Here is a 24,090-nt window from a genome sequence, read left to right as displayed (position 1 = left end):
TGACCTTATCAGCCTACTTTATGTTTCAATGCTACGATACGGATGGCTTTCGGTTCATACACGCGTTTCCAGTTCGTTGCCGTTGCCAGTTCTTCTCTGGATGGAGATTCTACGTTGGCACGTACAGCATTCTGCCATGCGATTCCACGGGGGTGCATGATGAAGCAGCGACGGTTGTAAAGCATGTTGATACCGGCGCCAAGGTCCGGGTCGCGTTTCGTTTCTGTCTGCACGAAACCTACCGGGTTCCCTTCACCATAAGCTACTGCTCCCGATCCGAAGAAGTACGTCGTATAAACACCATCAGCGGCCGGGCATCCATCGTCTACAATGACGCGGCGTCCCTGATACGTATCGAATTCCACGGAAGTGCTATCCCGTTCCGTCGTAATGAGATTCTGTTTTTTAAGGTATGCTTTGGTTGCGGAATGCATAACAACCGCTGTCAGCTGATCCTGAGCGTCACCCAGAAGCTGCAGAGTATCAATGACGGCAGACGCACTGATATTAGCGGCATTGCCTGTCTTTTTAGAAATATCCAGCACATGGTCCGCCATCGTATCGGCTCCAAAGACGCCAGTCAAAATATTAATCAGTTCTTTCTGATACTGACGGGCCCAGTAATCAGCAACCAGGTCTCCGATGGCACGCATCGGGTCACTACCTGCCAGTGCCGCCGAAAGAGAGGTAGCACTCCATTTCTGCTGACGCATGATAGTTGTCGATACGTCTTTATTAGACGTGATTTTCTGGAATTCGATTGACTTTCCTTCTACGATATTCTGGGCATCACCAGAAAGATCTTCAAAGAAAGGCATATTATGTGTACGGGCCGCTTCACTGGCTAATGCATCGAAAGCTGCATTCCGTGTAATGATACCGCTACTGAAAAATGCCGATTTTTCCATTGTCCGCTGGATGACATACGGATTAAAGAGTTCCGGTACAATGACGTCTGTCAAAGTTGTTCCTGCCATGATTCATTACCTCCTATACATTGAGTGTGACTCCAACGGCCGCTGCAAAGGCTTTGGCCTGTTCTGGATTTTCACGCAACAGCTTGCCCTGTTCTGTCATATTGAATGTCTCTTTAGCAAAGGGATTCTTCAAATTATTTCCGCCGCCACCATTAGGGCTGTATTTCGGCGGATTACCAGGTGCTGCTTTAAACAAAAATGGTTTACTTTCCTTGAGTGCCTTAAGCTGTTCATCAAGGCCAGTGACTTTTCCATCTTCACCAAGGATGAGCTTATCCCTGTCAAATAATCCGGAAACAATCCCGACATCCTGCGCACTATCACCTATAGCCAGTTGAATGGCCGTAGTCAGTTTCAGATTCTTCATCTGGTCTTCATATTTTTCTTTTGCCTGATTATTTTCCGTCTGAAGCTGTTTGATTTGCGCTTTCAAGGCTTCTGTATCGCCTTTGCTATTCTTCAGGGTTTCCAGTTGCTTGTCTCGTTCTGCAACTGTTGTCTTCAGGGTCTTCTTTTCCTCGTTGACCTCATTGAAACGAGATTTTGTTACATAATTGCCATCCAGATAATCATGAAGAGTTTTGGAAGCTTCTTCTCTTTTATCATCAGCAATCCCCAATTTCTGGATTAATTCTTCAATCGTCATTTTATATCTCCTTTCCGGTTTTTACCGCGGTTACCGACCCGCGCCAAAGTAATACCAGCCTATTTACGTAGTCGTTCCTGTGGAGCCAGTCCCGGATGCCCCATACTTTGTATTTCTTTCACAGCATTCCTGAATGATCCGGCAGATTTCATATTCCGTCTTATCCATCACAGATTTAAACGGGAAATCTTCGCTGAACTGCTCTGCATATCGTTTGAGCCATTTATACATCGCCATCACCTCCCTTGCCGTCCAAATCGCCATAGATATCGTCTTTATCAGCTTGATTCTTTTCTTCCTCATCCAGCTCTTTTTCTTCATCATCTACGTTTTCGACAAAAGGATGATTCTTGAGAATGGTTTTACGGCTGATAATACCATTGGATTTACTACACATATCAACCAGTTCTGCGTCATTTCGGATACTGGTACGGGTCCAGGTCTGTATGATGTTCTGGCACTGCTGTCCATGGACACGTAAAATAGCCCGTATCAGCTTGTTGAATCCCAACCGGAATTCCGTTTCCATCATCCCCGCTTTGAGTTCCAACAGAGCATACAGGAATTTCATCGCTTCTCCGGACGTCTTATCCAGTCCCTGCTGCTGTGGATCTATTCCCTGTCCCATATCGAAAATAGATTTCCGGGTCAGTTCCAGCATTTTATCCCGCGCCTCGACAGGTATTTCGATAGTCAGCGTGGAAACACCGGAAGCATCACCATTGCCATTGTTCTCAATATTGATTGCCTTGTAATATTTCAGGTTCTTCAGGAAAGGCGCCAGGTCTTCGCTGCCATAGTTGGTAAGGACGAAAATAACCTCCTGCACATCTTCCAGGTCATTCATGAATCCGCTATAGGTTTTGTCATATGCATCAATCAGTGGCTTCACGTCGTCCAGATCACTGCTTGTCAGATTATTATTGCAGAACGGGATAAAAGGGACGTCTCCTAACTGATGAATAAACTGGTTGGCTGCAGACGATATACCGGCATCATAAAATTCCGTAAAACATGGCCATGGCATCAAACCTGTAGCAATATCGTCACTGGCCCGCTTACGGAATGCCTGGCACTCTGTATCATTCCAGTATTCATAAACGTCGTATACATCCCCGTTGTCATCAAAATCGCGATATACTCTGAGCACAGCCAAAAGCTGATGATCCAGTTTAGGAGACCAGACCGGAATCACTTCTCCCGAGGGGACGACGCCCCAGGTGAAACCGTTTTCGCTGTCCATCCAGTAATGTACCCATGCTATCCCTGCGTTGGATGCATTGACGGCCAAATCCTTACAACGTTTTCCATAATAATCCCCCAATGACTGCGTAATCAGCTGGTTCTGGTCATCGTTCTTTACATCGAATGTAGGCGGTATCGTAAACATATACGCTACTTTCTGATTGACCAGTAGCTTATAGAAGCTGTGTGGCAGACGGTTATCTGCATGGCGGAGCGGATTTTCTTTTTCTTCCTTTTCTTTTTTTGACGGAGGGAATAAGATATCATTCTGCACACGATAATACCGTTCTGCGGTCCACGCATGTGCCTGGAACTCTCCATGCCCTGCCATGTATCGTTTGATTACCTTTTTTGCTGTCTCTAAATCCATGTAATCACCTCAAAATATGGATACCTGCCCGCGGCATTGCCGGTCCCATGCCGTATCGTACTGCATCAATAGCATGGTTGTTTTTGTCCGGGTAGGCACTGATGAACTGCCCTTCCCGATTCCGCTCGTATTCATAACTGATAAATTCACGGAATGTATTCGGGCATCGCCGTTTATCGATATAAATATGCGCTCGGTCCTGCAGCCACTTGATTCCATGCTCTACGCTGTCCGGCCCTTTACGTGCACCTGTAATGTGTAGTCCGTAATCTTTCATTTCTTTGATAGATTTCGGTTCTGCACTATCAGCAATAATCAGCCTGTCGCCGGTTCGCTGTGCTATCCATCCAGCCGCCTGGCTGTTCGTCAGTTTCTGCTGATAGATTTCATCGAAAATATACAGATCTTCTCGTTTCGCATCGTAGTACATAGCGACATAAGCTAATGGATCTACGGCAAAACCGAAGTCCAGGCCGTAGTACAACCTGTCAAAATTTCCGACAAATTTGTCACTCATGTCCATATCTTCGACGTTCTCGAAGACAGCCCCGCCTGTGCCTGTGACTTCACCCAGGTACTCATGACGGTAAGCCATTTCATTCTTGATTTTGAGCTTTTCCGCGTCTTCAAAGAACCGTTCTCCCAGCCATTTCCGGGGCACGCCCAGATACGTCGAATGATGGACCAGTCTGTCCGGATCATCAAAGAGTTTCTCTTCATTGACCCAGTTGTTTTGTGACTTCGGCGGATTGAATGAACAGAACTCCCAGAAAATTGGACCACCACGAAGCAGTGACTGGTTGAGGTTGCGGATCTCTTCCATACCACTGAACTGGTCCAGTTCTTCTATCCAGCAGATCCCGACATAACCGAACGGCAGTTTGATGGACTTGATTTTCTGTGGGTCATCGACACCAAAGAACAGAATCTTCTGGCCGGTCTTCTTATACGTAATCTCATGAGGCGACGTTTTGAAGCGGAACTTATCCGTCAGCCCCAGGGCATCAATGCCCCACTGCATCTGCGGATAAACGCTGTTTTTGATAGTGTTGCCGACTTTCCGGAGCACAACAGCATGACACTCCGGATTCTTGATCATGAGCGGCGGTATCTCAATACTGATATCAGATGACTTCGTGGATCCGCGCCCGCCTTCCAGCCAGTAATACGTATGGCCATGACTCCGGATATCCCGATGCAGTTCCCAGAAATGAGGGGCTATGATATTACTCAGTTTCACTATTTTCATTTATCTAACCTCTCATCTTGTAATCACAAGAATTCAATCCCATTTTCATGAAGCTTAACTGATATTTTTTCTACATTGACCATCTGTCCTGTAGGGCTCAAAAAAAGTGCTATCCATTTACCTGTACGCTGCTCTTTCACAGCAGTGCCCCATGGAAAAGTAACTACTTCCCATCGATACAGATTGATTACCTTCTGTGACATATATCCTCCCTGATGATATAATTTAGTAAAAGGAGGTGATTATTTATGCCAAATCAACATGTTGTCCCACGCGGAACCAAATGGGCCGTCAAAGGGGAAGGAAATTCTCGCGCAACCATCTTAACCAACACAAAACAAGAAGCCATTGATAAAGCCCGTGAAATTTCCAAAAATCAAAGAACGGAATTGGTCATTCACAATCGAGATGGCAAAATCAGCCAAAAAGATTCCCATGGCAACGATCCATATCCACCAAAGGGTTAAGAATCTTTTTTCTCTTAAAAGACTGCACAGTGCGATGCGCAGTCTTTTTTTTGCAATTATAATTTCTCGTCTTCAGCTTTACACAAATCGTCAATAATCTGCACCGTATCATCATCCGCTTTTTCAGCGCTCAGCTCAGCGACCTCCGCCCTGAGCTTTTCATTACGGAGTTCCTGCTCTTCCTTCTCAAGAGCAAGGAACCGGCCTAATCGTTTTTCAAGGGCCTTCGCCGCTTCCAGCCTATCCCGTGCTGATACCTGTTTTTGAATAATCCGCGCTTCACTGCAGCCGTCGCCGGTTCCTTCTGTCACCACGACATCTTCTTCTATTTCCCCGCGCATCGTACTCGTCATGAACTCCAAAACTTCGCTGAGAGACGCTGTACGCTCGTTTTTCAGCTCCTGCAGGCGTTCATCTATAGCCGCGGCCAAATCGGGCTTAAAATGGTGATTTCTGGGGATTAACCACTTATTTGCAGTTGCGATACTTCCCTTACTATACCCGGCCCTTCTTGCCGCTTCGCTGGCATTCCCGGTCTCGATATAATAATCAACAAATCGTTTCTGTTTCTCCGTCAGTTTAGCCATGTCACATGCTCACCACCATCCTCTTTCATTCTTTCAGGCATGAAAAAAGGGACCCGCTGCCATGTCCGGTCTATTCACGCAGACAAGCACAGCTAAGTCCCTATATATTCAATTTGGCAGGCGCGAAAGGATTCAAACCTTCAACCTATGGTTTTGGAGACCACCACTCTACCGATTGAGCTACGCGCCTATGATAAATATGCCCTCAAAGGAGAGGGAAGCGGCACAATGATTATTCATCATGGCGCCGCAGTCCGAAAACAAGAAGGGGCATATCGTGACAGTGTGTGGGATGCGCAAGGTCAGCCGATGAACTTGTACGGGGCATTAGCCTCCCTCGCGTCATCCCCAACTCCCACGCTATTATCGTACCACGTCCGACCAACTTTTTCCGTATTCAAATATTTTATTTTCTGCTCGATTCTGTCAAAAAACGACACGAAAAAAAAGTTATCCACAATTTCCATCATCATTGTCGATAAATACCAGGTGCGTCTGGATTGGGATGGATTCCTCCCCGAACATGGCCCCGGTCAGCCTCCGCAGGGCCTTGCGTGCTTCATTACGGCAATAGGTCACGCTGGCGCCTGCATAGCTGGCCGTGCTTTCCCATGATGAGCCATCAATATAGCGGGCGCGGATGATGCGATAGTCCACGGGATTCGTCGCTTTCAGTGCGTCCAGGGACCGGTCCAATTTGCGGATTTTCGGCAGCATTTCCAGAAGGTCATGATAACTGTCTTCAAGCCGCTTCTCTAAGTCTTCCCGTTTGAAATACGCCCTCTCCTGCTGGCTTGTCCCATCTCCACCGCCACAACCTCCAGTTGCAGACAGGTTGGGGACATTAGGAGCGGCCGATAGCTTCAGCATCTCTTTGTAATCTTCAATTTCCGCCTCCACATTTGCCACGTATTGCTTGAACTCGGTGTAGCGGTTCAGATATTCTTTTACTAATACGGTATAGTCGTTGTGATACATGATTCCCCTCCTTATAACGCGAGGAGCAGACAGACCTTGTCAGCCTGTCCGCTTATGGATTATCTATTACATTTATGTCATTGACAAGCCCCGTTCCCTCGCATTCCTGGCCTTACGCCGGATTTTTTGCAGATCATCGTAATCGATCCAGCCCGTTTCGCTGTATTTATTCGATGCTGCGATCCATCGGAGCTCCAGATCCGGATACTTATAGACGAAGAGTTTGCGCTTCAATGCCGCGTCTTCCATGCCATATCCTTTTATATCGATGACAATTTTCTGCCCGTCATCCTGGATGACGAGGAAGTCGGCAATGTAGTACATCGGCCGGTATTTCCTGCCATACCGTTCGCAGGCCGGCTGTAGCTCATATTTTGGATGGCACTCGATGTGACGAATTTTACCATCCTCTTTCAGCTTCTTCAGGCGGCAGTAATATTTCGCCTCTGTTTTGCTGTCGAATGGGATGCCGTCCACGATGATCTTCTTGCTGTTTATCTTACTCGCCATCACCGGCCTCCTTTGTATCGGTATCCATTCCGTTGCTTTGTTCCATAACATATGTAGCTCCTTCTATCCAGTGCATACCGTAACGCCAATACCATCATTTGTTGGTACTTGATACATTCGTTATCACCTCCGTAATATTAACCATTGCGGATTCATATTATTCATTGTCATTTATTACTCCGGTTGTTAGATTGCCAGGGCATTTGTTGGCCCTCATCCCGACGCACCAATCGAAAATCGCGCACCCTTTACAGTTAACGCCCGTTCCCCGCTGTTGGCAGTACATCCACAAAAAATCGATGGCGTCCAGTGCGCGAATGTCGTCAACACTATCATCAATATCATCATAGCCCACGTGATGGTTCAGCGATCGTGCGGCGATTGCATCTAAAATACGGGTCGCTAGTTTCTTATCGAACTTGATTTGTAGCAGTTTTAGCACTAAATCATGCATGACCTGAAAGCGTCGGACGTTTTCTTCACTTCCATCTTTTCCGGCCTGTCTAAAGCTGTCGGCATATTGTTTTAGTAGCCTTTCGTAGATTATTCTTGTTTCAGCGATCATCGCTCATCATCCTTTCTACGTATTCCTTGCTTTCCATTGCGCTATCAAAGTGCAACGCCATCTGCATCATTTCCATGAGATTTTATAGCAGTACATTAAAAATACTTTCAAAAATCGGTACGGGAATGCTATTTCCTGCTTGCCTATAAAGGGTTCTGCGGCTACTCACTTTAGCGGCCGCTTCAAAGTCTTCATCGCTGTATCCCTGTAACCGCCAACACTCTTTTTCAGTCAAGTATCTGTATTTGCCATTACCTATGGAAAGGCAACCACTCCCCGGCGCCCTGTCCGGTCGTTCCGTGATTGTGTAGCAGTAATCTTTGATAATCGGCAGACGGCGTATAGTCCCTGTTTTTCCAATTGCTCGTAACATGCTTGGCGCTTTGACGGTATAAAAATCGTCTACTTGTCCGTCCTCTAGATAGTTGGCAATGGGTTGCATAGGCTTTTGTTTGAGTGCATAAAAGTCAAAATCTTGACCGTCCAACACCGAGATAGTAAATATTCGCTGTCTGGCCTGTGGTAGGCCAAAGTCTCTAGCGTCTAACATGTGAAAACTGCTTGTATATCCCAGCTTTTTCAATTCGGTCATGTACCGCTCATGGTTATGTACCATGTATTTTGACCGTACATTCTTCACGTTTTCCCAGATAATGACTTTAGGTCTCCACAATCCCATATTTTTAACGATGTTTAATGTTTCCCACATAAGCGATGATCGTGTGCCGCTACCTGGGTCCGCTCCCTTTTGATGGCCCGCAATCGAGAAGTCCTGACATGGGCTGCCATGAATAAGAATGTCCGGCTTTAAATTCCAGCCGCGAACGTCCTGCGGCTTATATGGAAGTTTGCTCTTAAACATGGCATTATAGCTGCGTACTGCTTTTTCATCAATTTCCACATAATCTATTGACTTTACAGGAATACCCATATTTCGTAATGCTACCCTTGGGCTTCCAATGCCGCCGAACAACTCCAAAATTTTTAACAATTAAACCACCTTCATTTATCTGTCTTACTTGCCTGGAATTCTTCGATATCCGTTATCATATACGCCTTTGGTTTGTATTCAGGATGTTTATCTTCCCATTTTCTGTATGCTTCTGTAAGCATATATTCAAGCTCGTCGAAATCATCGTCGGCTACTTTATCAAGACATTCAAACGGCCAGCTCACATCTTCTTCTGCCGCCGCATCAGCTCCATCAAACTGTACTTGATTAATAACCGATTCTGCATCTACTAACGTCCTGTATTCATTAATCCGTCCGATCCATACCCGTTTCGCTCCTTCTATTTCTGCATCTTCCATTGCCGCATTAATTGCCTGCCCCTTTGATGCGTACTCAAATGAGATAAGGCACGATTCATCATTTAGTGAGTATGTCCAATACGGCGTTTTTTCCCACATGCTACTCACCTCGCTTGATACATCTGGACTATATTTTCCGAATTTCATTTTATTTTCCTCCCTTATATCCATATTTCGCATGCCTTACGTGGCTCCGTTGTTTCGTATGTCGGATGGAACGCTGCCATGACTTCTGCTTTAAGTAATGATTATGCCGCTGGGCATGCCGTGACAGTGACAGAAGCATGGCCACGAGGTCATTGCATAGGTTCTTTTCCATGTCGTATCCTCCTATGCTCTCGGTGGCCGTACGATAGGCGCCCAAAATGGCACCTCCTGGACCCGTACAGGCCTGGTAATCATATCGACGGTCCAATAGTCGCCGTGGAACGTACCGCCCGTTACAAGCGGGTATGGCGTCGTTACGTGCATCGCTACCAGAACACGCACCGATGTATCCGGCACCTGCTCGGCAGTCCGTACCCATTTCATATGATCATCCTCCTTCAGCGCTACCCTATCAGCCGTTGATTTGGGCCATTTACAGATAATCCATATGGCTTGATCATTTCGTACACCCTGCTTCCCAGTGCACCATCAATCCTTGCCATCTCATTCACGGTATATTCGCTCGAAAAGAGCGTCGTCTTATGATTCAGGTACCTGGCATTAATCAGGTCGAAGAACACTCTCAATTCCTGTGCATCCAGTTTCCCGTTCCCTGTATCCGACAGCTTGAAAACATCGTCGATATACAGGTTCTGGCAGGTCTTCCATTTATGCATGGATGCTTCATAGTCGTCCTGGAAGCTTTTCGCCGATTTCACCAGCATGGGCATTTCTGCCCGGTAGCTGAAATAATAGTGTGGCTCATGGTACCGCCGTGTGAGTTCCTGGCAGACGGCAATGCAGAGATGGGTCTTTCCCATGCCACTGCTTCCGAATATCCCGAATCCCGGGCCGTCCGTCACATGCTCTTTCAGATACCGCACGGCCAGTGTCTTCATCTTTGCACTGTCCGGCGTCTTATATGCATCAAATGTATCCAGTGTGAACCGTGCATAATCCTGCGGGCTGATACCGCTCTGTTTGAGCCGCCGCACTACCTGACGCCGTTCATAGCAGTCCGGGCAGGCCGTCACGCTTTCGTATCCGTCGTCACTGATCTGATAGATCCATCCTGTATTGCCGCAGCGGTTGCACTGGATTCCATCGGGAGGTGTAGCCAATTCTGGTGCGGCTGTCTCCCTGGTATAGGCCATCATCCTGGCCCGCTCAATTTTTGCCTTTATTCTACGCTGCGTATCTGTCAGCACGTTTGATACGTTTTCCATGTTGTTTCCCTCCTAAAAAGGAATCTTGTCGTACTGCTCTTCCAGTGGGTCATGCTTCCTGGCATCTTCCTCGTCATATCCGTTAGCCTGCCAGCGTTTCAATATGCCATGCACGTATGCCAGGTTTCGTTTATTCCTGACTACAGCCCTGTTGATTGCCTTCACGACAATGTCACTGCCAAAGTCTGCCGTCATGGCCTTGAGTTTTTCAAGATCCATTTCACCCGGCATAGGATAGATGTTTTTCCGATAGGCATTGATGACGTCTGTCAGTCCGTCGCCGCCCGTACTACTACTTTTCTTTACTTTACTTTCCTTTACTTTACTTTGTTCATTACTGTCATCATTAATCGAGTTTTTGTATACATTAACTAGGTTTTTGTAGTCAGAAACGTTTATGAGCAGAAATCTCGCGTCGTAACGGACTGACGTTCTGCGGGCTGTTGCTTCAAAAAATCGCTTTTGAATCCCATCCGACGTCAGCACGCCGTATTTTTGATACATATTGGCGTTAAAGAAGTCTACCTGCGTCGCCTTATCGACAACCGCGGTAACTGCGCCCTCGCTGACCCCAAGCTCGTCGGCAATCAGAAAAGGCATATCACTGTCCCACCGTAGGAAATACCCCTCATCACAATAGGTATTAGCCAGCAGGCTGATTAGCACCGGGATAGACTGTATTCCGCACGCTCTCATTATTCGTCTTACTTTCACGTTCTGCAAAAACCCGACATCCAGGGGAAAATAATCAAGTCCCTGTTTCGTCGGCCTGGCCATCGCATCACCTCCCTTGCAGGATGGGGAAACGGAACCGCGTCCGCTTCCCACATTCCATTACAGGTCAAGCGAATCGACATCAAAGGAGAAATAATCCAGTCCTTTTTTCATATGGATTCTCTCCCGTCATGCTGTTACATCGTACGGTAAATCTTAGATGGAAGCGCTGAATGGAATGATAGAATCGTTTTCGTCAGCTTCCCGTGCTTCTGTTTCAGGCTCTTCATCTTCGTCGTCCTGCCCTTCGAATAAACTCATCTGGGCACGCTTTCCGTTGATATAGGCCATTGCCTGGGATTCCAGTTCGTTCAGGGCCTTTACTGCATCTGGAGTGAAGAAATGCACCGGGTCTTGGTTATCAACTTCGTCTTCCGGATATTTCTTCACCGGCGTATTGATGGCAATCTGAGTTTCGCCTGCAGGTACATCGAATTTTGCACTGATAACCGCTGCCATCTGGTCACCGTCCTTTCCGTTCCGGCGGAAACTTACGGAATAAGGATGAATCCGGTTGATGAACGAATCGGGAAGGTCAAGAATCTGTAATACGTGCCGGTTCAGGGCATCCATCGCCGTATATAACTCCGGCTGGGCCAGTTCGTCACCCGTTATCTCATGAGTCAGCATGTGCGAACCGTCGGTATAATCCGTAAACAAAAGATTGATTTTTTCCTTATCTCCTACGATCTTAATCTTGTTGAGCTGTTTCATTGTTGTTCAGGTCTCCCTTCGTCAAAATACGTAGCAGCCAAATCGGCCATATGCATCAATACGACCAGCGGGTACTTTTCCATAGCGCCGCCGATCGCGTTAATACCAGAAAATTCATGGGTCCGGATATCCGAGAAGCCCATATGCCAGTTGATGGCCATGATTTCTGTCATCGTAAGGTTGATATACTGCTGCAGAATCATGACCGATTTTTCGCCATGCCCCAGAGGGAACTGGTCATCGCAGGTATAGTATGGTACCCGTTCCCATTTTCCTTGTTCGTTCTTGCGGTTGCGGTAATCAATCTTGTAATAATCCATCTTGCACAAATCATGGAACAAGGAAACGATGGCAATTGTTTCCGATGTATATTCCGGCATCATGTAATAATTAATCAGTCGGTTAAGTTCGTCATATACATTGAGACTGTGTTCTACCAAGCCGCCTTCATACGATCCGTGGAACCGTGTCGAAGCCGGGGCGGTAAAAAAATCATGGGCAGCCATCGTCCTCAAAAGATAATCGATGCCTGGCCGCTTTATATGAGTCTTTGCAAGCTTGATGAATTCCTCTTTATTCGTCATTGTATGTGTGCCCCTCCTTTGGCCATGATGCCGGGGACGCTTTTTAGGCATCCCCGGTTATTACCTTGTCTCACATATTTAATGATTCTTCTAAAATCCGGTCATCTTCCGTTTCATGATTCAGATGTGTATCATGTACTTCCCCTGTCTTCGAATCTACGTTATCCGGGACCGGTTCGGCCTCGATGTCGGTGTAATTTGTTTCGTCCCGGACATCGACCATATCCTTGCTGAGTTCGGTCTTGATGGTCCCGTCGGCTGTTACACCGCGGATGAACTCCGTAGTCAGCGGTGCGTATTTCAGCGCCTTTTTGATGACGGTCTTCTTGGCCATCTCGTCGAAATTCGTTTTCCATGGTGAGAATCCTTTGCCGTAACTCTGGCTGTATTTCCTGGCATGGGCTTCGATATCTTCCCGGCTCATGACCTCGAATCCGAAATTCCCGTCTTTGTCTTTCCACATGCCGTAGTAAGCTACGACATTCCCCCGGTCCTTGAATACAGGCTTATGGACCAGTTTCGGATCTAAGCCGTATTCAACGTCGAATTCGTCGTTTTCGTGTACCTCATGAGCCTGTACATACAGGCCGCTGCGATGAGCCAGGGAAATCATCCCCTTATATCCCACCTGGAACTGGCATTCGAGCGTTCCATGGTTCCGGAACGGGATGAGGTAGGCTTCCCCCAGTGGCGTGTTCGGTTCAAGTCCGAGCTGAGCCGCCTGCATCATGGCCCCTAAGAAGCTCTTAGGCGTGCAGGATGCCAGTTGCGGCGTATTGCTCATGGCCGTAAGGACCATACGCGCGAACCGTTCTCCCGTGATGACTGATGGAAGAGCCGCTTCAATCTGCCCTTTCATGGAAATAATCAGATCCTGCATGTTCTTCATCGGCGATGCTGCCGCCGGGGCCACTTTCTTGGATGTGGCCAGTCCTCCTTTAGTAGTTGCCATTCTTTTTTCTCCTCTCTAGTTATACCCGGAATATCCGTGTCGGCTTGCTCTGTTTCATGCAGGCTTCGTAGGCGTCGGGAAATTCCTTCTTTAATTTTTTCGTATCGACCGTGATGCGTCCTTTCTGGCGCTTCCATGTAATCTTCCGTTCGCCTATAGTGGCGATTTCATCGTCTCCCATGATGCACTTAATGATGTTCTCCTGTGTCGTGATTATGCCATCAAGTCGCTTCTTTTCTTCCTTGGCATTATCAATGATAGATAATGCATCCGCTGCTTCCTCTGGAAGATCTACCGGATCCGTTTGCCCGCCGGGGTACTGCTCTTTCAGTGCCTCTGTCGTAGATGCACTTCCATCAATGGGCGGCGGCGTCATAGATTTTACGCGTTTCCAAAAATCATATTCTTTCTGGAACAAGTAGGTAATATCTTCATCGTTCCTTGGAATACACTTATAGTCGTAATGCTGTCCGCCGATGAGAACGGCGATGTACCAGACCGGAAGGCCGGTTACCATCATGTAATGCTGACATTGCCAATAGTATGGATCCGGAAGTCCATCATCTTCCCATTCTTTTATACTGAAGGAATTAGCTGTCTTGCATTCCAGCCCCGCCTCTTCCCCGATGACCAGGCGGTCTACGTTCGCCAGCATCCATGAATTTTCCACACTCTGCATAGTGCCGCAGCGGCGTACCCGTTTCCCGGACCGCTTGGTAAATTCCTTTGCTACGACGTCTTCGAGCGTCGTGCCCCAGTAAACCGGTTCTTTGTCGCTGATGTCTTCCGGCACCAGCTGACCCGTCTTTTCGAGCCATAACGCGTATGGGCTTTTCCAAGGGTTATCGCCAACGATGACCGATGCATCACTGCCTCCGATGCCCATGTTGCGAAGTTCCAGCCATCTGTTGTGGTCTCGTTCTGCATCTTTTACGGATAAAACTAATTCGCATCTTGATAATGACATTTTGAGTTCCTCCTGCTATAATATACGTGAGTTATTTTGTATGTGCCGTTTGCCTGCGCCAACAGGTAAGCGGCTTTTTTAATGTACAATCAGGCCGTTCACAAACATGATATAGGCAATCATGAATGTCATGACGATGATACCGGCCAGGAACAGGCATCCTGCCATGGCATTGTCTGCCTGACGCTGCAGCCTGAATATCTCATCCCAGGCCTCCATGCTGATATCCGGTTCGGTCTGTATTTCTTCGTCTACGTGTGCCTGATGCCGGGAATTAATCCATGGCCGCGGTTCTTGTAGTTCCGTCTTCATTTCTTCCGCCTCCTTCCACGAAGCCAACTAATTGATTTTTTGTACACCGGACTGTGCGCCCATGCCTGAACCCGATTTCATTGATGATCTCGTAGGCCTGATTCATGCCAATCCTTAAGAATTCGGACACGTCCTTTGCCATTAAAATTGGGGGCAATCCCTTGTAAATGTCATGATCCATGATTTCCTCCTTTCTCCTCCCGGTCTGGTATAATGGCCATGAAGGGAGGTGAGTATTATGAGTACAAACATTAATGGTTTTGATGAGTTGATAGATTCATTAAAGGGTCTAGAAAAGAATGTACACGATCTTGAAGGTACCCACACAATCAGCTTTGATAAGTTGTTCACAAAAACTTTTATGGAAAAGCATACTGATTGTTCTTCTTTTGATGAATTCTTAAAAGCCGGAAACTTTGTAGTAGATTCACAAGAAGATTTTGAAGCTATTCCTGATGACGTATGGGACCAATTTGTTTCACACGCTACCGATTTCGATTCATGGGATGATATGCTTAAACAGGCAACGAATGATTATCTTTCTTCTAAGCTTTCTTTGTAACAGCTTCGTCCCCAACAATCACATCAACATTTGTTTTACCGGTTACTTTTAATCTGAAAGGGCAATCAGGCAATGGTTGCCCTTTTTTCACATGTAAAAAAGCTTTTATGTCAAGTTTCTTCTGTTCCATGTCTTCGCATGGCCTCTTTTCCTTGTCCGTCATTTACGTGCCTCCTTCTATTCCGGAATAGGTAATTCATTTTGCTCAGCTATCCATTGATCCATCGCTTTATCACTGAACAAAACACGGCGCCCGATTTTCATAGACGGGATTTCTTTTCTCCTGGCCATGCGGTAAATCATGTCCCGGGAGAACATCGGCTTGCCATCTGCCCCAGTAAAATACTGTTTGATGACATCGTTTGCATTCAAAATCATAATTTTCTTACGCCTCCTTTCGCTTTGGAGATATAGATCTGCAACTCTGACGCCGCTTTGGCCACTTGTTGCATATTTTGCAACACCTTCTGCAGTTCGGCCATTTCTTCGCCGCTGACTCTGCCGTCGGCGACGATGGTCAGTACTGCGTCGCTGACGTTGGCGACTCCGTGGACTGCGGTCAGTATGTCTATGGCCATCTTATCCAGCTGTTCCAGGTCGGCCTGCATCATGATGCGTTTACCGATTGGACATTCCGCCGTGCAGAAGTGGTTCATCAGGTTCGGCGCGTTGTATGCGTCGGCCATCAATACGGCTTCTTCCGGGTATGGTGTCAGAGTTCCCAATTCGATGCGGGCCAGCCGGGTCCGGTCGATACCGAGGACTTCGGCCGCGCCTTCACGGCTGCTGAGCATCTCATTTTCTTCCTTTGCCTCCATCCGTGCCTTGTAGAATACGGAGTTGGCTGCTTTCGTCGCAATTCCTGACATGTTTGTTTCCCTCCTTTCTCGGTACAATAGAATCAGAGAGTGGCATATGCAGCCTCCTTAATTACTTGTATTTCCGTCATCTAATTTTAAAAAATTAAGGTCGATTCCTAAAATATCGGCCAATCGTGATAATACTTTCAAACTAGGGGTGTATCGGCCTCTTTCAACGTCTGCATAATACGCACGCGAAACACCGACTTTATTAGATAGTTCCATTTGAGTCAATCCAGCTTTTTCACGAGCGGATTTTAGTACATCTCCAATCTTATTCACTTGTATCACCTCCTGCTTTCTTAAAAATACTTGTATTTCCGTCTTGCAAAATAAGTGTATAGTATTTCCGTCATATTTATATTATAATATCATTTAAGGACGGAAAAACCGCACAAAAAGAAATACGGAGGGATTTCCCATGAAAAGTATCGGCGAACGAATTAAAGATGCAAGAAAATCAGCTGGACTGACACAATTAGAGCTGGCTAAAAAGACTGATCTTTCTCGTTCTTATATTGGTGATATAGAAAAAAATAGGTATAACCCTAGTGTTTCCACTCTGCAATTAATAGCTACTGCAACAAATACCCCATTAGAGAATTTACTCCCATCGACAAAAACAGCATCTCCAAAAGGCCGCGGCATCCGCATCCCGGTGCTGGGCCGCGTCGTGGCAGGCATCCCTATCGAAGCCGTGGAGGAAATACTTGACTACGAAGAAATCACCCCTGAACTTGCCGCAACAGGAGAGTTTTTTGCATTAAAAATCCGTGGCCATTCGATGGAACCGAGGATGATGGAAGGCGATGTTGTCATTGTCCGCAAACAGGAAGACGTAGAATCCGGGGACGTCGCCATTGTCCTGGTAAATGGTAACGAAGCCACGGTCAAACGTGTGAAAAAACAGGAAGAAGGTATCACACTGATTGCAACAAATACATCTGTTTACGAGCCACACTTTTACTCAAACAAAGAAATAAAAAACCTTCCCGTCCGTATCCTCGGCAGAGTCGTTGAGCTGCGAGGGAAACTTTAAGAAAGGTAATACAGAAAGAAAAAGACCATGATGAAACACACAATTTTCGCACGATTATCGCACGATTATCGCACGATGAAAATCGCTCCCATCCATTGCATTGCAAGGGTTCCTAGCTATCGTACCCTCACTCCTTCACCTGATTTTCGCACGATTTTCGCACGATTCTCGCACGATTTTCGCACGCAAAATACTGATTGCCATTCCTACGCAACATATCTTTCATATGGCGCTACATAATTATTGCGCAAAAATTCACACACTTTCCAGGAGGGGTTAATTTGTCTATAAAACAAGATCTCACGCAAATTATTAATAATTTGTGTGAACAAGCAGAATCTAATGAGCTTGAATTTAAAGAATCATTAAATAAATTACCGAAAGACATTTGGGAAACATACTCTGCTTTTGCAAATACGCATGGTGGTTTTATTATCTTAGGAGTCAAAGAAAAGCCGCATATCTCTATCACTGGAGTAAATAATCCGGACCAGATCATTCGAGATCTTTTTAACACTGCCAATAATAAATCAAAAATAAGCCACAATCTATTAGAAAATAAAAATGTGATAAAGCATACTATCGACGGTAAATGTATAATCTCGATTTTTATTCCAGAACAAGAGCAATCGAAAAAGCCAGTTTATCTTAACAACAATTACGCTTATACCTATATACGAAAAAACGAAGGAGATTATATTGTTTCTGATGATGAGCTTCGACGTTTTATACGAAATGCTTCTGATGACCTAGATAGTGAATTATTAGATGAATATACTCTTGAAGATTTGAATCTTGAAAGTGTTTTAGCATTCAAAAATATAATTAATGCTAGAAATCCATCGATGCATTATCTGGAAATGGATAATCTGGAATTTCTGATAGAAATGGGTGTATTCCAATTAGATCGAAAAGATAAAAGAAGACCTAAACTTACAATCGCTGGCCTTTTATTTCTAGGAACATATGATGCAATCCGTAGCAAATTGCCACAATTTCACCTGGAATATATAAACCGTCGTGGCATTTCTGCCACTGACAGGTGGATTGATCGTGTTTCTACTGGAGACCTTAACTACAAAGACTTGAATGTATTTGGATTTTTCCAAATTGTTCGTGAAAAATTAAATGCAACCATCGAAGACTCTTTTGAACTTGATGAAAATAGCATCCGTAAGTCTCCCGTGGAGCTAAAGACCGCCTTACGTGAAGCTCTTGCAAACATGCTTATCCACGCTGATTATTTTGATAATACTTCTGATATAAAAGTTGTTGTTGATAATTATTTTTATACTTTTCACAATCCCGGAATGATGCGTGTTTCTGTTACCCAATTTTTTGCAGGTGGAAAATCTCTGCCGCGTAATAACACACTGATTACCTTTTTCAGACGAATGGGTATATCTGACCGTGCGGGCACAGGCGGAAAAACAATTCTTACATTTGCAATTGCCAACAAATATCAAATGCCTGAACTTGAAGTCACCACTGATTCAACTACGCTGAAATTATGGGTTGCTACTCCACGTGGAGCACATCCAGAATTAGATGATGATACAAGAAAAGTATTAGCTTACATCAATGAAAAAAAGAATGTTAGTAAATCGCAAATTATATCAGACACAGGCTTATCAGCTTATAAGGTTCGCAAAGCATTGAACACGCTTATCGACAATCATATCATTTTTTCTTTGGGAAAAGGTCGTGCAACTAGATATAGTTGGTCGCCCAGTGTAATTGAACGTGTTGATGCTGCCAATCGCATTCGAGACTTAATCATTCAAGATTATCAATAATGTAACCATTGCAAAAGTGCGTTTTTGCGTTAGATAGTTGCGCTTAATTTGTCGTAAATTGTAACTATCTTTTGAAAAGCGCAAGATATCTCAAAATATTAAAAAAAAAAAATCCGGTACCGTTCTGGAGCACGGTGCTAAAGGAAGTTTTAACCATCAAAAAACGACAATGAAATTACAAAAAGTAGTCGTTTTTGATAGCTATTTCATGTTTTGCCTCAAAAATACATCATTTTGAGGTGCAAAGAAAGTTTTAGAAAGGTGATGATTTTCATGGGGAAAGCGTCTGCTACTAAGAAAATAGCCATTTTGTTATGTTTATTTTTGTCATTAACAATGCCATCTTTTGCTTCCAGTTGGTATTGGATAGGGAATAACAATGGGGCTAATGTTTACGTAGATAATGGATCAGTGCAAAAATATCCTGATCATACAGAATTATGGGTAAAAGTTACGGATGTACCTCAACCAAATTCAATTAATGCCGTTGCATATTTATTTAAAATGTATGTAAAGCCAGATGCTTCTGGGTGCTTCACATATGTGCAGGTGTTATTCGCTGACGGCCATACTCAAGATGTCAAAACCGATGTAGATATATACCCCTTCCCTCCTGGCTCAGTTGGATATATGGTATGGAGGTCAACCTATTAACTTGTAGATGTTCTGGTAAGCTAGTCTGTATACAAGCACCTATAAAAATTAGGGATATGCATTCTATAAATAAACAAAAATCCCCCATCCACTTGGGACGGGGGTAAATTTTCACAATCATAGCCGAACAATCGTTCTGAATTGTGCACGAATGAAGGGGTGTTGTGATTACAAAAAAGCACGGTTCCTACTATATCGCTATCAAATATAAAGATGAATACAGTTAATAGCACTAGAAAGGGGACACAATTATGGCTACTATTAGAAAACATGGAGAAAACTGGGAAGCTACAGCATATTTAGGGTACGATGAATTAGGTCGTCAACGGAAACGAACCAAAACATTGCCTGGCGAATTAAACAAAACAGCCGCCATGCGGGAAGCCGTGGTCTTTGAACGAAAGCTTTTGAAATCAGGAGTTCGGACACGAACAGACAGGACAGTTGCCGATATCATCAAATACTGGTGGGATAATTACGGCTGCCAGCAGTCGCCGACGACACAAGAGCGGAACCTGCAGCTTATTGCCAGAATCAATAAATTACTTGGCCATATCCACGTCAACAAACTAAAGCCTAAACATATCCATCTATTCATCAAGGCCCTCCAGGGACCGAATGCCAGGGCTGATAAACGAGGCCCGTTGTCCAGCCGGACGATTGCGATGCATTTCAAACTTCTCTCTGCCATCATGAATAAAGCGGTCCGCTGGGAACTGATAGATGAAAATCCCTGTTCCCGTGTAGATCCGCCAAAGCAGCGGACAAAGCCTCAGCCCATCATGCAGGAGCAGGATTTGTCCCAGTTTCTGTATCTGCTGCTTACTGAAGCTCCTCTAAAATATCAGGCGTTCTTTATGCTGGCTTTTACGGACGGGCTGCGCCGGTCAGAGATATGCGGACTGGATGAAGCAAACGTGGATTTTGCAAGAGGGACGCTGCGCGTCGCTGTAACAGGCGTTTTCGTAGATGGCAAGGTAATCTATCGTCAGGAAACAAAAACGGCCTCCAGCGCACAAACAATGTATATAGCCCCTATGACATTAGATATATTGAAGCGGTACAACGCAGAACGAGTACAAAAAGAACAATACTTCAATATGCCTCATTGTACGAAATTCTTTACGAATGTAGATGGATCCCCTATTCTGCCGTCCACATTCACGCACTGGCTCCATGACTTTTTGAAGAAACATGACCTGCCTAAGGTCAATACCCAGGGCTTCCGGAAAATGGCCGTCACTTACGCCATGCAGAAAGTCAACCTGAAAGAAGCCAGCCAGTTCGCCCGCCACTCCAATATCGACACCACCGCTAAATATTATGCAGAAGTCCTGCAATCACGCATCGCCACTCCAACGATGTACCTCAACTCGCTGGTCGAAGACGCCATAAAAAGCCGTCAATAATCTGCCGCTTATTTTGCCGCTTATTCTGCCGCTTAAATAGATAAACCAGTGTAAAACACGCTCCTGCTAAAATGTAGGGAAATGCCGTATTTATGCCGTTCTATCAAGATAGATATAACTGGCGTATCCTTGTCTTTTACGGTCTCCGGAACCGGGTGCGAAGGTTCGAATCCTTCTAGGCGCACCAAAAGAGACTAATGCAAACTCTTATGCTTTATATTTCTTTCCAGGTCACTTTTCCTGTAAGCTGGTTGTATAAGGTTGCATGCAAAAAGAACGTTCTCGAAAAATCGGGAGCGTTCTTTTTTTATTCCTCTATGAGCTCACCTAAATGTCAATATCTAGCGTCGCTTAATCTCGCTACTTAATTGGCTCAGGTCCATATAGTCGTTCCATGCCTGTTTTTGTAACGAGCCATATTCTTCCAGCCTTCCGTGCCTCTGTGTCCAAAAATCTAGGTTTCCCACCCTTATACCCAGTACAGGCTTGCTGTATGGATCTCGGATTCAGTCCCCATTTTTCTGCGGCTTCTGCCGCGGTCATTACTTCAAATAAAGCTTTCTCACTAAATGTTCCATCCATAATCCTACTGCACCTCCTTATGATTACATTATACACGTTTTAACGGATATCGATAGAGTGCAAGACAGGCTGTAAAAGATTGCAGATCCGCATCGGTCTGGCTTCCCGATTGCGTCATATCTGATACAGCAAATTGGAATTTTGTATCATTCTGCTCCAGGCTCTTCAATGCACCCTGACGCCCGCCATTCGCTTTATCTTCCAGCCATTGTGATATGTAATCCGTCGCTGTATAGATCAGCGTTTTAGGGAAATCTTCTCGGTTGCAATAATCCAAGACAAAACCGACAAATTTATCTGCATACATCATAAGAACCGCATCCTCTGCCGGCTCACCACGGATACTTTGCACATTGGCAATAATGCGCGTTACCGCTTCATCTGCCGTTACACACTGCATACCTGCCACCTCCATTTGGGCATGAAAAAAGCACCTCGCTTTCACTTGGTGCTTTAAGATATTTTATGCGTTTACCAATTAATATCAGGGAGTACTTCTCTGAATGAGATACCACCTATAAGAAATCTATCGAGAATATCTTCTTTTGTTTTAAAAATGGTGTCATCTTTGCCAGCCTCACCACAGCTGTAGCCATTATCCACAGGACAAATGTAATACCACTTCCCCTTATATTCAAACTCAAGATCAGCCACATCTATAGTATCCATAAACTGTTTTACTGGCATAAAATCACCCCCTGAACACATGTTGCTCTTTTGCGCTTAAGTCCTGAGTCTTACTTCTCTTTGGCTTTCCGTCTTACCACGTCCATAGATGCTTATGTTCACCGTTAGCACCATATGGGTGCTGTTTACTGTTGCCATGATTGCCATAATCTATCTGGACTGCTATAAACCCATTTTCATCATACAACGCATAATTCCTTTGCGTTCCTCGCATTGTAGTATATTCTACGACACTATTTGGTGTACCTTTCAGCGAAGGACGATAATGCGATAAGGCTGGAATCCTTTGCGTAACGATGATTTTATCATCATCGTCGGTTTTCCAATTACCTTTACCCGACGGAATCATACTTGGCTGTATATATTTATCATACCATTGCTGGTATGTCATGTCAGCCGGAACATAGTATGTCTTGCCCTTATCATTCCTGGCAATGCGTGTCCCGGTCTTCTTTTTATCCGGCCCGTACAGGCTGCCGGCGATTGTGGAACGGCAGTTCGGGTGAAGTGGTGGGGCCGTACTGCCTGGCTGATATTCGCCAATGGGATAAACATGGCCATCGTGTCCCCGGCAGGTCGCTGACGTCCGGCGGTCCAGTGTCGCAGAAAAGCGGTAATACTTCATCCCTGCTTCTTTGATACCGTCCATGGCACTCTGATTTTCAACGTAATTCAGCTCTGTCCGGACCAGACGTCGTGCATTACTGATTCCGACATCCACCCGCTGGGATACCCTCTTAGAGATAGCATCTATGCTTTCCCCTCGATGAACGGCTGTCATCATCTCAGACTTCAGTATACCATTCCATAAAATATACAGACTCAAGTTAAGGCAACTGACACACAAGATGGATAAACAAATGGCCGTTTCTTCCACCAGGAGTCGTAAAAGAAACGGCCAAACATTGTCATATAGTCGGAGGCCGGCTGCTTTTTCAGCAACTACATATATTCAATATTGATACGGAATGGTTCGCTGATACGACGTAGGGAATACACGCCCTGAACTGCAGCTACGGTCATCACTTCGAACAAGAGGAGCGGTCCGTTTTCGTTGCAATTCCTGACATTTTTCCTTTACCGGTATAATAAAATTAGGGTTTCCTGTACCGTCCGAGGCTTAATTTTTAATATCCTGGCCATCTGCGGCACTGGGCTATTTCGTCACTGTAAGTCTTGAACGTGCCATTTTCATATAATTTTCTTTCCCGCCTGGCTCGATTTGATATAAGGTATGGCAGTTAACCTCTAATTTGTGCACAAAAAGTTCTAACCATACAATGTAGTACAAATTAAGAGCAGAAGCTCAATTGTCCGATACTCACCCATTTCAGACACCAAAAAACCGCTGTTCCGTCAGGCAACAGCGGTTCTTTTACTTTATGCAATCAGATAAGATTTGCAATGAAGCTGAACGACATCAATGCAGCTACAGCAATCAGAAGTTTTACGTTTGTGTTCATGTGATTCACCCTCCTGTGGAGTAATGTAATAATGTAATACTATATATTAAAGAAGATTAGCAATGAAGCTGAACGACATCAGTGCGCCAACGGCAATCAGTAATTTTACATTTGCGCTCATAGTACTCATCCTCCTGGATAATTTTGAATAAATTATCATAAAATATAAATAATAACGTATTTCGATAAGGTGTTTTGTTCCCTATCTGCCATTATAATACTGCTTTCATTTTTTAAAATCAAGGGGTATTTCCCCGCCTGACAATCCTGTTTTTTAAGTGTAAATTTACCGTAAATCGCCGTATTCATCTTCTTTATCACCTATTTTTTATTTCCCTTTACATTTTTAAGTTTCTACCTGCCATGCAAAATATAACCGAAATTTTATAAAATAAGTATAAACTTATAAATATAACTTAATAGTATATTTCAACGCAAAAAAGTCTCCGCCATAAAA

Annotated in this window: 37 protein-coding genes and 1 tRNA gene; 6 read left to right on the top strand and 32 right to left on the bottom strand. The window is 45.0% G+C overall.

All coding sequences use genetic code 11. The features are described 5' to 3' along the window. Positions 1-8: 8 nt before the first annotated feature. The 6 genes from DW949_RS08275 to DW949_RS08255 form a co-directional block, all read right to left on the bottom strand. Positions 9-977, bottom strand: a complete 969-nt coding sequence (locus DW949_RS08275) for a major capsid protein (protein WP_118022763.1) — start codon at positions 975-977, stop codon at positions 9-11. Positions 978-990: 13 nt separating this feature from the next. Next, positions 991-1,623 (bottom strand): phage scaffolding protein, encoded by a 633-nt coding sequence (locus tag DW949_RS08270; protein WP_118022762.1) that lies wholly within the window; start codon positions 1,621-1,623, stop codon positions 991-993. Positions 1,624-1,686: 63 nt separating this feature from the next. Next, positions 1,687-1,854: a hypothetical protein gene (locus DW949_RS13725; RefSeq protein WP_199595821.1), complete on the bottom strand. Its 168-nt coding sequence runs from the start codon at positions 1,852-1,854 to the stop codon at positions 1,687-1,689. Next, a complete protein-coding gene (locus tag DW949_RS08265; RefSeq protein ID WP_118022761.1) occupies positions 1,847-3,238 on the bottom strand; it encodes a phage portal protein in 1,392 nt (463 codons plus the stop codon). Before DW949_RS08265 ends, DW949_RS13725 begins: the two co-directional genes overlap by 8 nt. Positions 3,239-3,242: 4 nt before the next feature. Further along, positions 3,243-4,487, bottom strand: a complete 1,245-nt coding sequence (locus DW949_RS08260) for a PBSX family phage terminase large subunit (protein WP_118022760.1) — start codon at positions 4,485-4,487, stop codon at positions 3,243-3,245. Positions 4,488-4,510: 23 nt separating this feature from the next. Beyond that, a complete protein-coding gene (locus DW949_RS08255) occupies positions 4,511-4,690 on the bottom strand; it encodes a hypothetical protein (RefSeq protein WP_118022759.1) in 180 nt (59 codons plus the stop codon). Between the two features lie 45 nt (positions 4,691-4,735). Between DW949_RS08255 and DW949_RS08250 the strand changes: the two genes are divergently transcribed. After that, entirely contained in the window at positions 4,736-4,954 is a 219-nt protein-coding gene (locus DW949_RS08250) for a DUF2188 domain-containing protein (RefSeq protein ID WP_118022758.1), read from the top strand. A gap of 56 nt (positions 4,955-5,010) precedes the next feature. On the opposite strand, the gene DW949_RS08245 is transcribed toward DW949_RS08250, so the two are convergent. The 17 genes from DW949_RS08245 to DW949_RS08170 form a co-directional block, all read right to left on the bottom strand. Continuing rightward, positions 5,011-5,541, bottom strand: a complete 531-nt coding sequence (locus tag DW949_RS08245; protein ID WP_118022757.1) for a terminase small subunit — start codon at positions 5,539-5,541, stop codon at positions 5,011-5,013. Between the two features lie 114 nt (positions 5,542-5,655). Further along, positions 5,656-5,731 (bottom strand) — tRNA-Trp (locus tag DW949_RS08240). 260 nt (positions 5,732-5,991) lie between these two features. Then, positions 5,992-6,519: a hypothetical protein gene (locus DW949_RS08235; protein WP_118022756.1), complete on the bottom strand. Its 528-nt coding sequence runs from the start codon at positions 6,517-6,519 to the stop codon at positions 5,992-5,994. A gap of 72 nt (positions 6,520-6,591) precedes the next feature. Next, positions 6,592-7,029 carry a DUF1064 domain-containing protein gene (locus DW949_RS08230; protein WP_199595819.1) on the bottom strand — a complete coding sequence of 146 codons (438 nt, stop codon included), beginning with the start codon at positions 7,027-7,029 and terminating at the stop codon, positions 6,592-6,594. Between the two features lie 157 nt (positions 7,030-7,186). Next, complete coding sequence (locus tag DW949_RS08225) at positions 7,187-7,594, bottom strand: hypothetical protein (protein WP_118022755.1); 408 nt, start codon at positions 7,592-7,594, stop codon at positions 7,187-7,189. Between the two features lie 82 nt (positions 7,595-7,676). Further along, a complete protein-coding gene (locus DW949_RS08220) occupies positions 7,677-8,585 on the bottom strand; it encodes a DNA cytosine methyltransferase (protein ID WP_118022754.1) in 909 nt (302 codons plus the stop codon). A gap of 11 nt (positions 8,586-8,596) precedes the next feature. Then, positions 8,597-9,052 carry a hypothetical protein gene (locus DW949_RS08215; RefSeq protein ID WP_118022753.1) on the bottom strand — a complete coding sequence of 152 codons (456 nt, stop codon included), beginning with the start codon at positions 9,050-9,052 and terminating at the stop codon, positions 8,597-8,599. Position 9,053: 1 nt separating this feature from the next. Continuing rightward, the gene (locus DW949_RS13640) at positions 9,054-9,224 is read right to left on the bottom strand and encodes a hypothetical protein (RefSeq protein ID WP_158570660.1); all 171 of its coding nucleotides are present in this window, start codon (positions 9,222-9,224) and stop codon (positions 9,054-9,056) included. 11 nt (positions 9,225-9,235) lie between these two features. Continuing rightward, positions 9,236-9,436, bottom strand: a complete 201-nt coding sequence (locus tag DW949_RS08210) for a hypothetical protein (protein WP_118022752.1) — start codon at positions 9,434-9,436, stop codon at positions 9,236-9,238. A gap of 20 nt (positions 9,437-9,456) precedes the next feature. Continuing rightward, complete coding sequence (locus DW949_RS08205; protein ID WP_118022751.1) at positions 9,457-10,278, bottom strand: DnaA ATPase domain-containing protein; 822 nt, start codon at positions 10,276-10,278, stop codon at positions 9,457-9,459. Between the two features lie 12 nt (positions 10,279-10,290). After that, a complete protein-coding gene (locus DW949_RS08200) occupies positions 10,291-11,055 on the bottom strand; it encodes a Lin1244/Lin1753 domain-containing protein (protein WP_118022750.1) in 765 nt (254 codons plus the stop codon). A 153-nt stretch (positions 11,056-11,208) separates the two neighbouring features. Then, positions 11,209-11,766 carry a hypothetical protein gene (locus DW949_RS08195; protein ID WP_118022749.1) on the bottom strand — a complete coding sequence of 186 codons (558 nt, stop codon included), beginning with the start codon at positions 11,764-11,766 and terminating at the stop codon, positions 11,209-11,211. Continuing rightward, positions 11,763-12,350, bottom strand: coding sequence for a hydrolase (locus tag DW949_RS08190; protein ID WP_118022748.1), 588 nt, complete (start codon positions 12,348-12,350; stop codon positions 11,763-11,765). The genes DW949_RS08195 and DW949_RS08190 overlap by 4 nt, the downstream gene beginning before the upstream one ends. A 70-nt stretch (positions 12,351-12,420) precedes the next feature. Next, positions 12,421-13,302 carry a recombinase RecT gene (locus DW949_RS08185; protein WP_118022747.1) on the bottom strand — a complete coding sequence of 294 codons (882 nt, stop codon included), beginning with the start codon at positions 13,300-13,302 and terminating at the stop codon, positions 12,421-12,423. Positions 13,303-13,321: 19 nt separating this feature from the next. Next, complete coding sequence (locus DW949_RS08180; RefSeq protein ID WP_118022746.1) at positions 13,322-14,269, bottom strand: YqaJ viral recombinase family protein; 948 nt, start codon at positions 14,267-14,269, stop codon at positions 13,322-13,324. Positions 14,270-14,347: 78 nt separating this feature from the next. Further along, positions 14,348-14,581: a hypothetical protein gene (locus DW949_RS08175; protein ID WP_118022745.1), complete on the bottom strand. Its 234-nt coding sequence runs from the start codon at positions 14,579-14,581 to the stop codon at positions 14,348-14,350. Beyond that, entirely contained in the window at positions 14,544-14,762 is a 219-nt protein-coding gene (locus DW949_RS08170) for a hypothetical protein (RefSeq protein WP_118022744.1), read from the bottom strand. Before DW949_RS08170 ends, DW949_RS08175 begins: the two co-directional genes overlap by 38 nt. A gap of 57 nt (positions 14,763-14,819) precedes the next feature. Between DW949_RS08170 and DW949_RS08165 the strand changes: the two genes are divergently transcribed. Next, positions 14,820-15,143 carry a hypothetical protein gene (locus DW949_RS08165; RefSeq protein ID WP_118022743.1) on the top strand — a complete coding sequence of 108 codons (324 nt, stop codon included), beginning with the start codon at positions 14,820-14,822 and terminating at the stop codon, positions 15,141-15,143. On the opposite strand, the gene DW949_RS08160 is transcribed toward DW949_RS08165, so the two are convergent. The 4 genes from DW949_RS08160 to DW949_RS08145 are packed head-to-tail and all read right to left on the bottom strand — an operon-like array spanning position 15,127 to position 16,285. Beyond that, complete coding sequence (locus DW949_RS08160) at positions 15,127-15,306, bottom strand: hypothetical protein (RefSeq protein ID WP_118022742.1); 180 nt, start codon at positions 15,304-15,306, stop codon at positions 15,127-15,129. The two genes, DW949_RS08165 and DW949_RS08160, sit on opposite strands and share 17 nt — an antisense overlap. A gap of 14 nt (positions 15,307-15,320) precedes the next feature. Continuing rightward, positions 15,321-15,521, bottom strand: coding sequence for a helix-turn-helix domain-containing protein (locus tag DW949_RS08155; protein WP_199595816.1), 201 nt, complete (start codon positions 15,519-15,521; stop codon positions 15,321-15,323). Next, positions 15,518-16,012 (bottom strand): helix-turn-helix transcriptional regulator, encoded by a 495-nt coding sequence (locus tag DW949_RS08150; RefSeq protein WP_118022741.1) that lies wholly within the window; start codon positions 16,010-16,012, stop codon positions 15,518-15,520. Before DW949_RS08150 ends, DW949_RS08155 begins: the two co-directional genes overlap by 4 nt. Positions 16,013-16,069: 57 nt before the next feature. Continuing rightward, positions 16,070-16,285 (bottom strand): helix-turn-helix domain-containing protein, encoded by a 216-nt coding sequence (locus DW949_RS08145; RefSeq protein WP_118022740.1) that lies wholly within the window; start codon positions 16,283-16,285, stop codon positions 16,070-16,072. 139 nt (positions 16,286-16,424) lie between these two features. Between DW949_RS08145 and DW949_RS08140 the strand changes: the two genes are divergently transcribed. From DW949_RS08140 to xerC, 4 genes are all read left to right on the top strand, one after another. After that, a complete protein-coding gene (locus DW949_RS08140; RefSeq protein WP_118022739.1) occupies positions 16,425-17,042 on the top strand; it encodes a LexA family transcriptional regulator in 618 nt (205 codons plus the stop codon). A 281-nt stretch (positions 17,043-17,323) separates the two neighbouring features. Then, on the top strand, positions 17,324-18,838 hold the full coding sequence (locus DW949_RS08135) for an RNA-binding domain-containing protein (protein ID WP_158570659.1): 1,515 nt from the start codon (positions 17,324-17,326) through the stop codon (positions 18,836-18,838). 273 nt (positions 18,839-19,111) lie between these two features. Next, positions 19,112-19,492: a hypothetical protein gene (locus DW949_RS08130; RefSeq protein WP_118022737.1), complete on the top strand. Its 381-nt coding sequence runs from the start codon at positions 19,112-19,114 to the stop codon at positions 19,490-19,492. A gap of 251 nt (positions 19,493-19,743) precedes the next feature. Then, entirely contained in the window at positions 19,744-20,901 is a 1,158-nt protein-coding gene (gene xerC, locus DW949_RS08125; RefSeq protein ID WP_118022736.1) for a tyrosine recombinase XerC, read from the top strand. Positions 20,902-21,261: 360 nt separating this feature from the next. Here the strand turns inward: xerC and DW949_RS08120 are convergent, their stop codons facing one another. The 5 genes from DW949_RS08120 to DW949_RS13635 form a co-directional block, all read right to left on the bottom strand. After that, complete coding sequence (locus tag DW949_RS08120; protein ID WP_118022735.1) at positions 21,262-21,483, bottom strand: helix-turn-helix domain-containing protein; 222 nt, start codon at positions 21,481-21,483, stop codon at positions 21,262-21,264. A gap of 28 nt (positions 21,484-21,511) precedes the next feature. Beyond that, the gene (locus tag DW949_RS08115) at positions 21,512-21,883 is read right to left on the bottom strand and encodes a hypothetical protein (RefSeq protein ID WP_118022734.1); all 372 of its coding nucleotides are present in this window, start codon (positions 21,881-21,883) and stop codon (positions 21,512-21,514) included. A 71-nt stretch (positions 21,884-21,954) separates the two neighbouring features. After that, the gene (locus tag DW949_RS08110; RefSeq protein ID WP_118022733.1) at positions 21,955-22,170 is read right to left on the bottom strand and encodes a hypothetical protein; all 216 of its coding nucleotides are present in this window, start codon (positions 22,168-22,170) and stop codon (positions 21,955-21,957) included. A gap of 73 nt (positions 22,171-22,243) precedes the next feature. Beyond that, a complete protein-coding gene (locus tag DW949_RS08105; RefSeq protein WP_233539545.1) occupies positions 22,244-22,951 on the bottom strand; it encodes a minor capsid protein in 708 nt (235 codons plus the stop codon). Between the two features lie 838 nt (positions 22,952-23,789). After that, a complete protein-coding gene (locus DW949_RS13635) occupies positions 23,790-23,942 on the bottom strand; it encodes a hypothetical protein (protein WP_158570658.1) in 153 nt (50 codons plus the stop codon). Positions 23,943-24,090 lie beyond the last annotated feature (148 nt).

This window comes from Megasphaera sp. AM44-1BH (assembly GCF_003467125.1).
Lineage (GTDB): Bacteria > Bacillota > Negativicutes > Veillonellales > Megasphaeraceae > Megasphaera.
The sequence above is the reverse complement of the archived record's forward strand: the minus strand, read 5'-3'. Positions and strand labels throughout refer to the sequence as shown.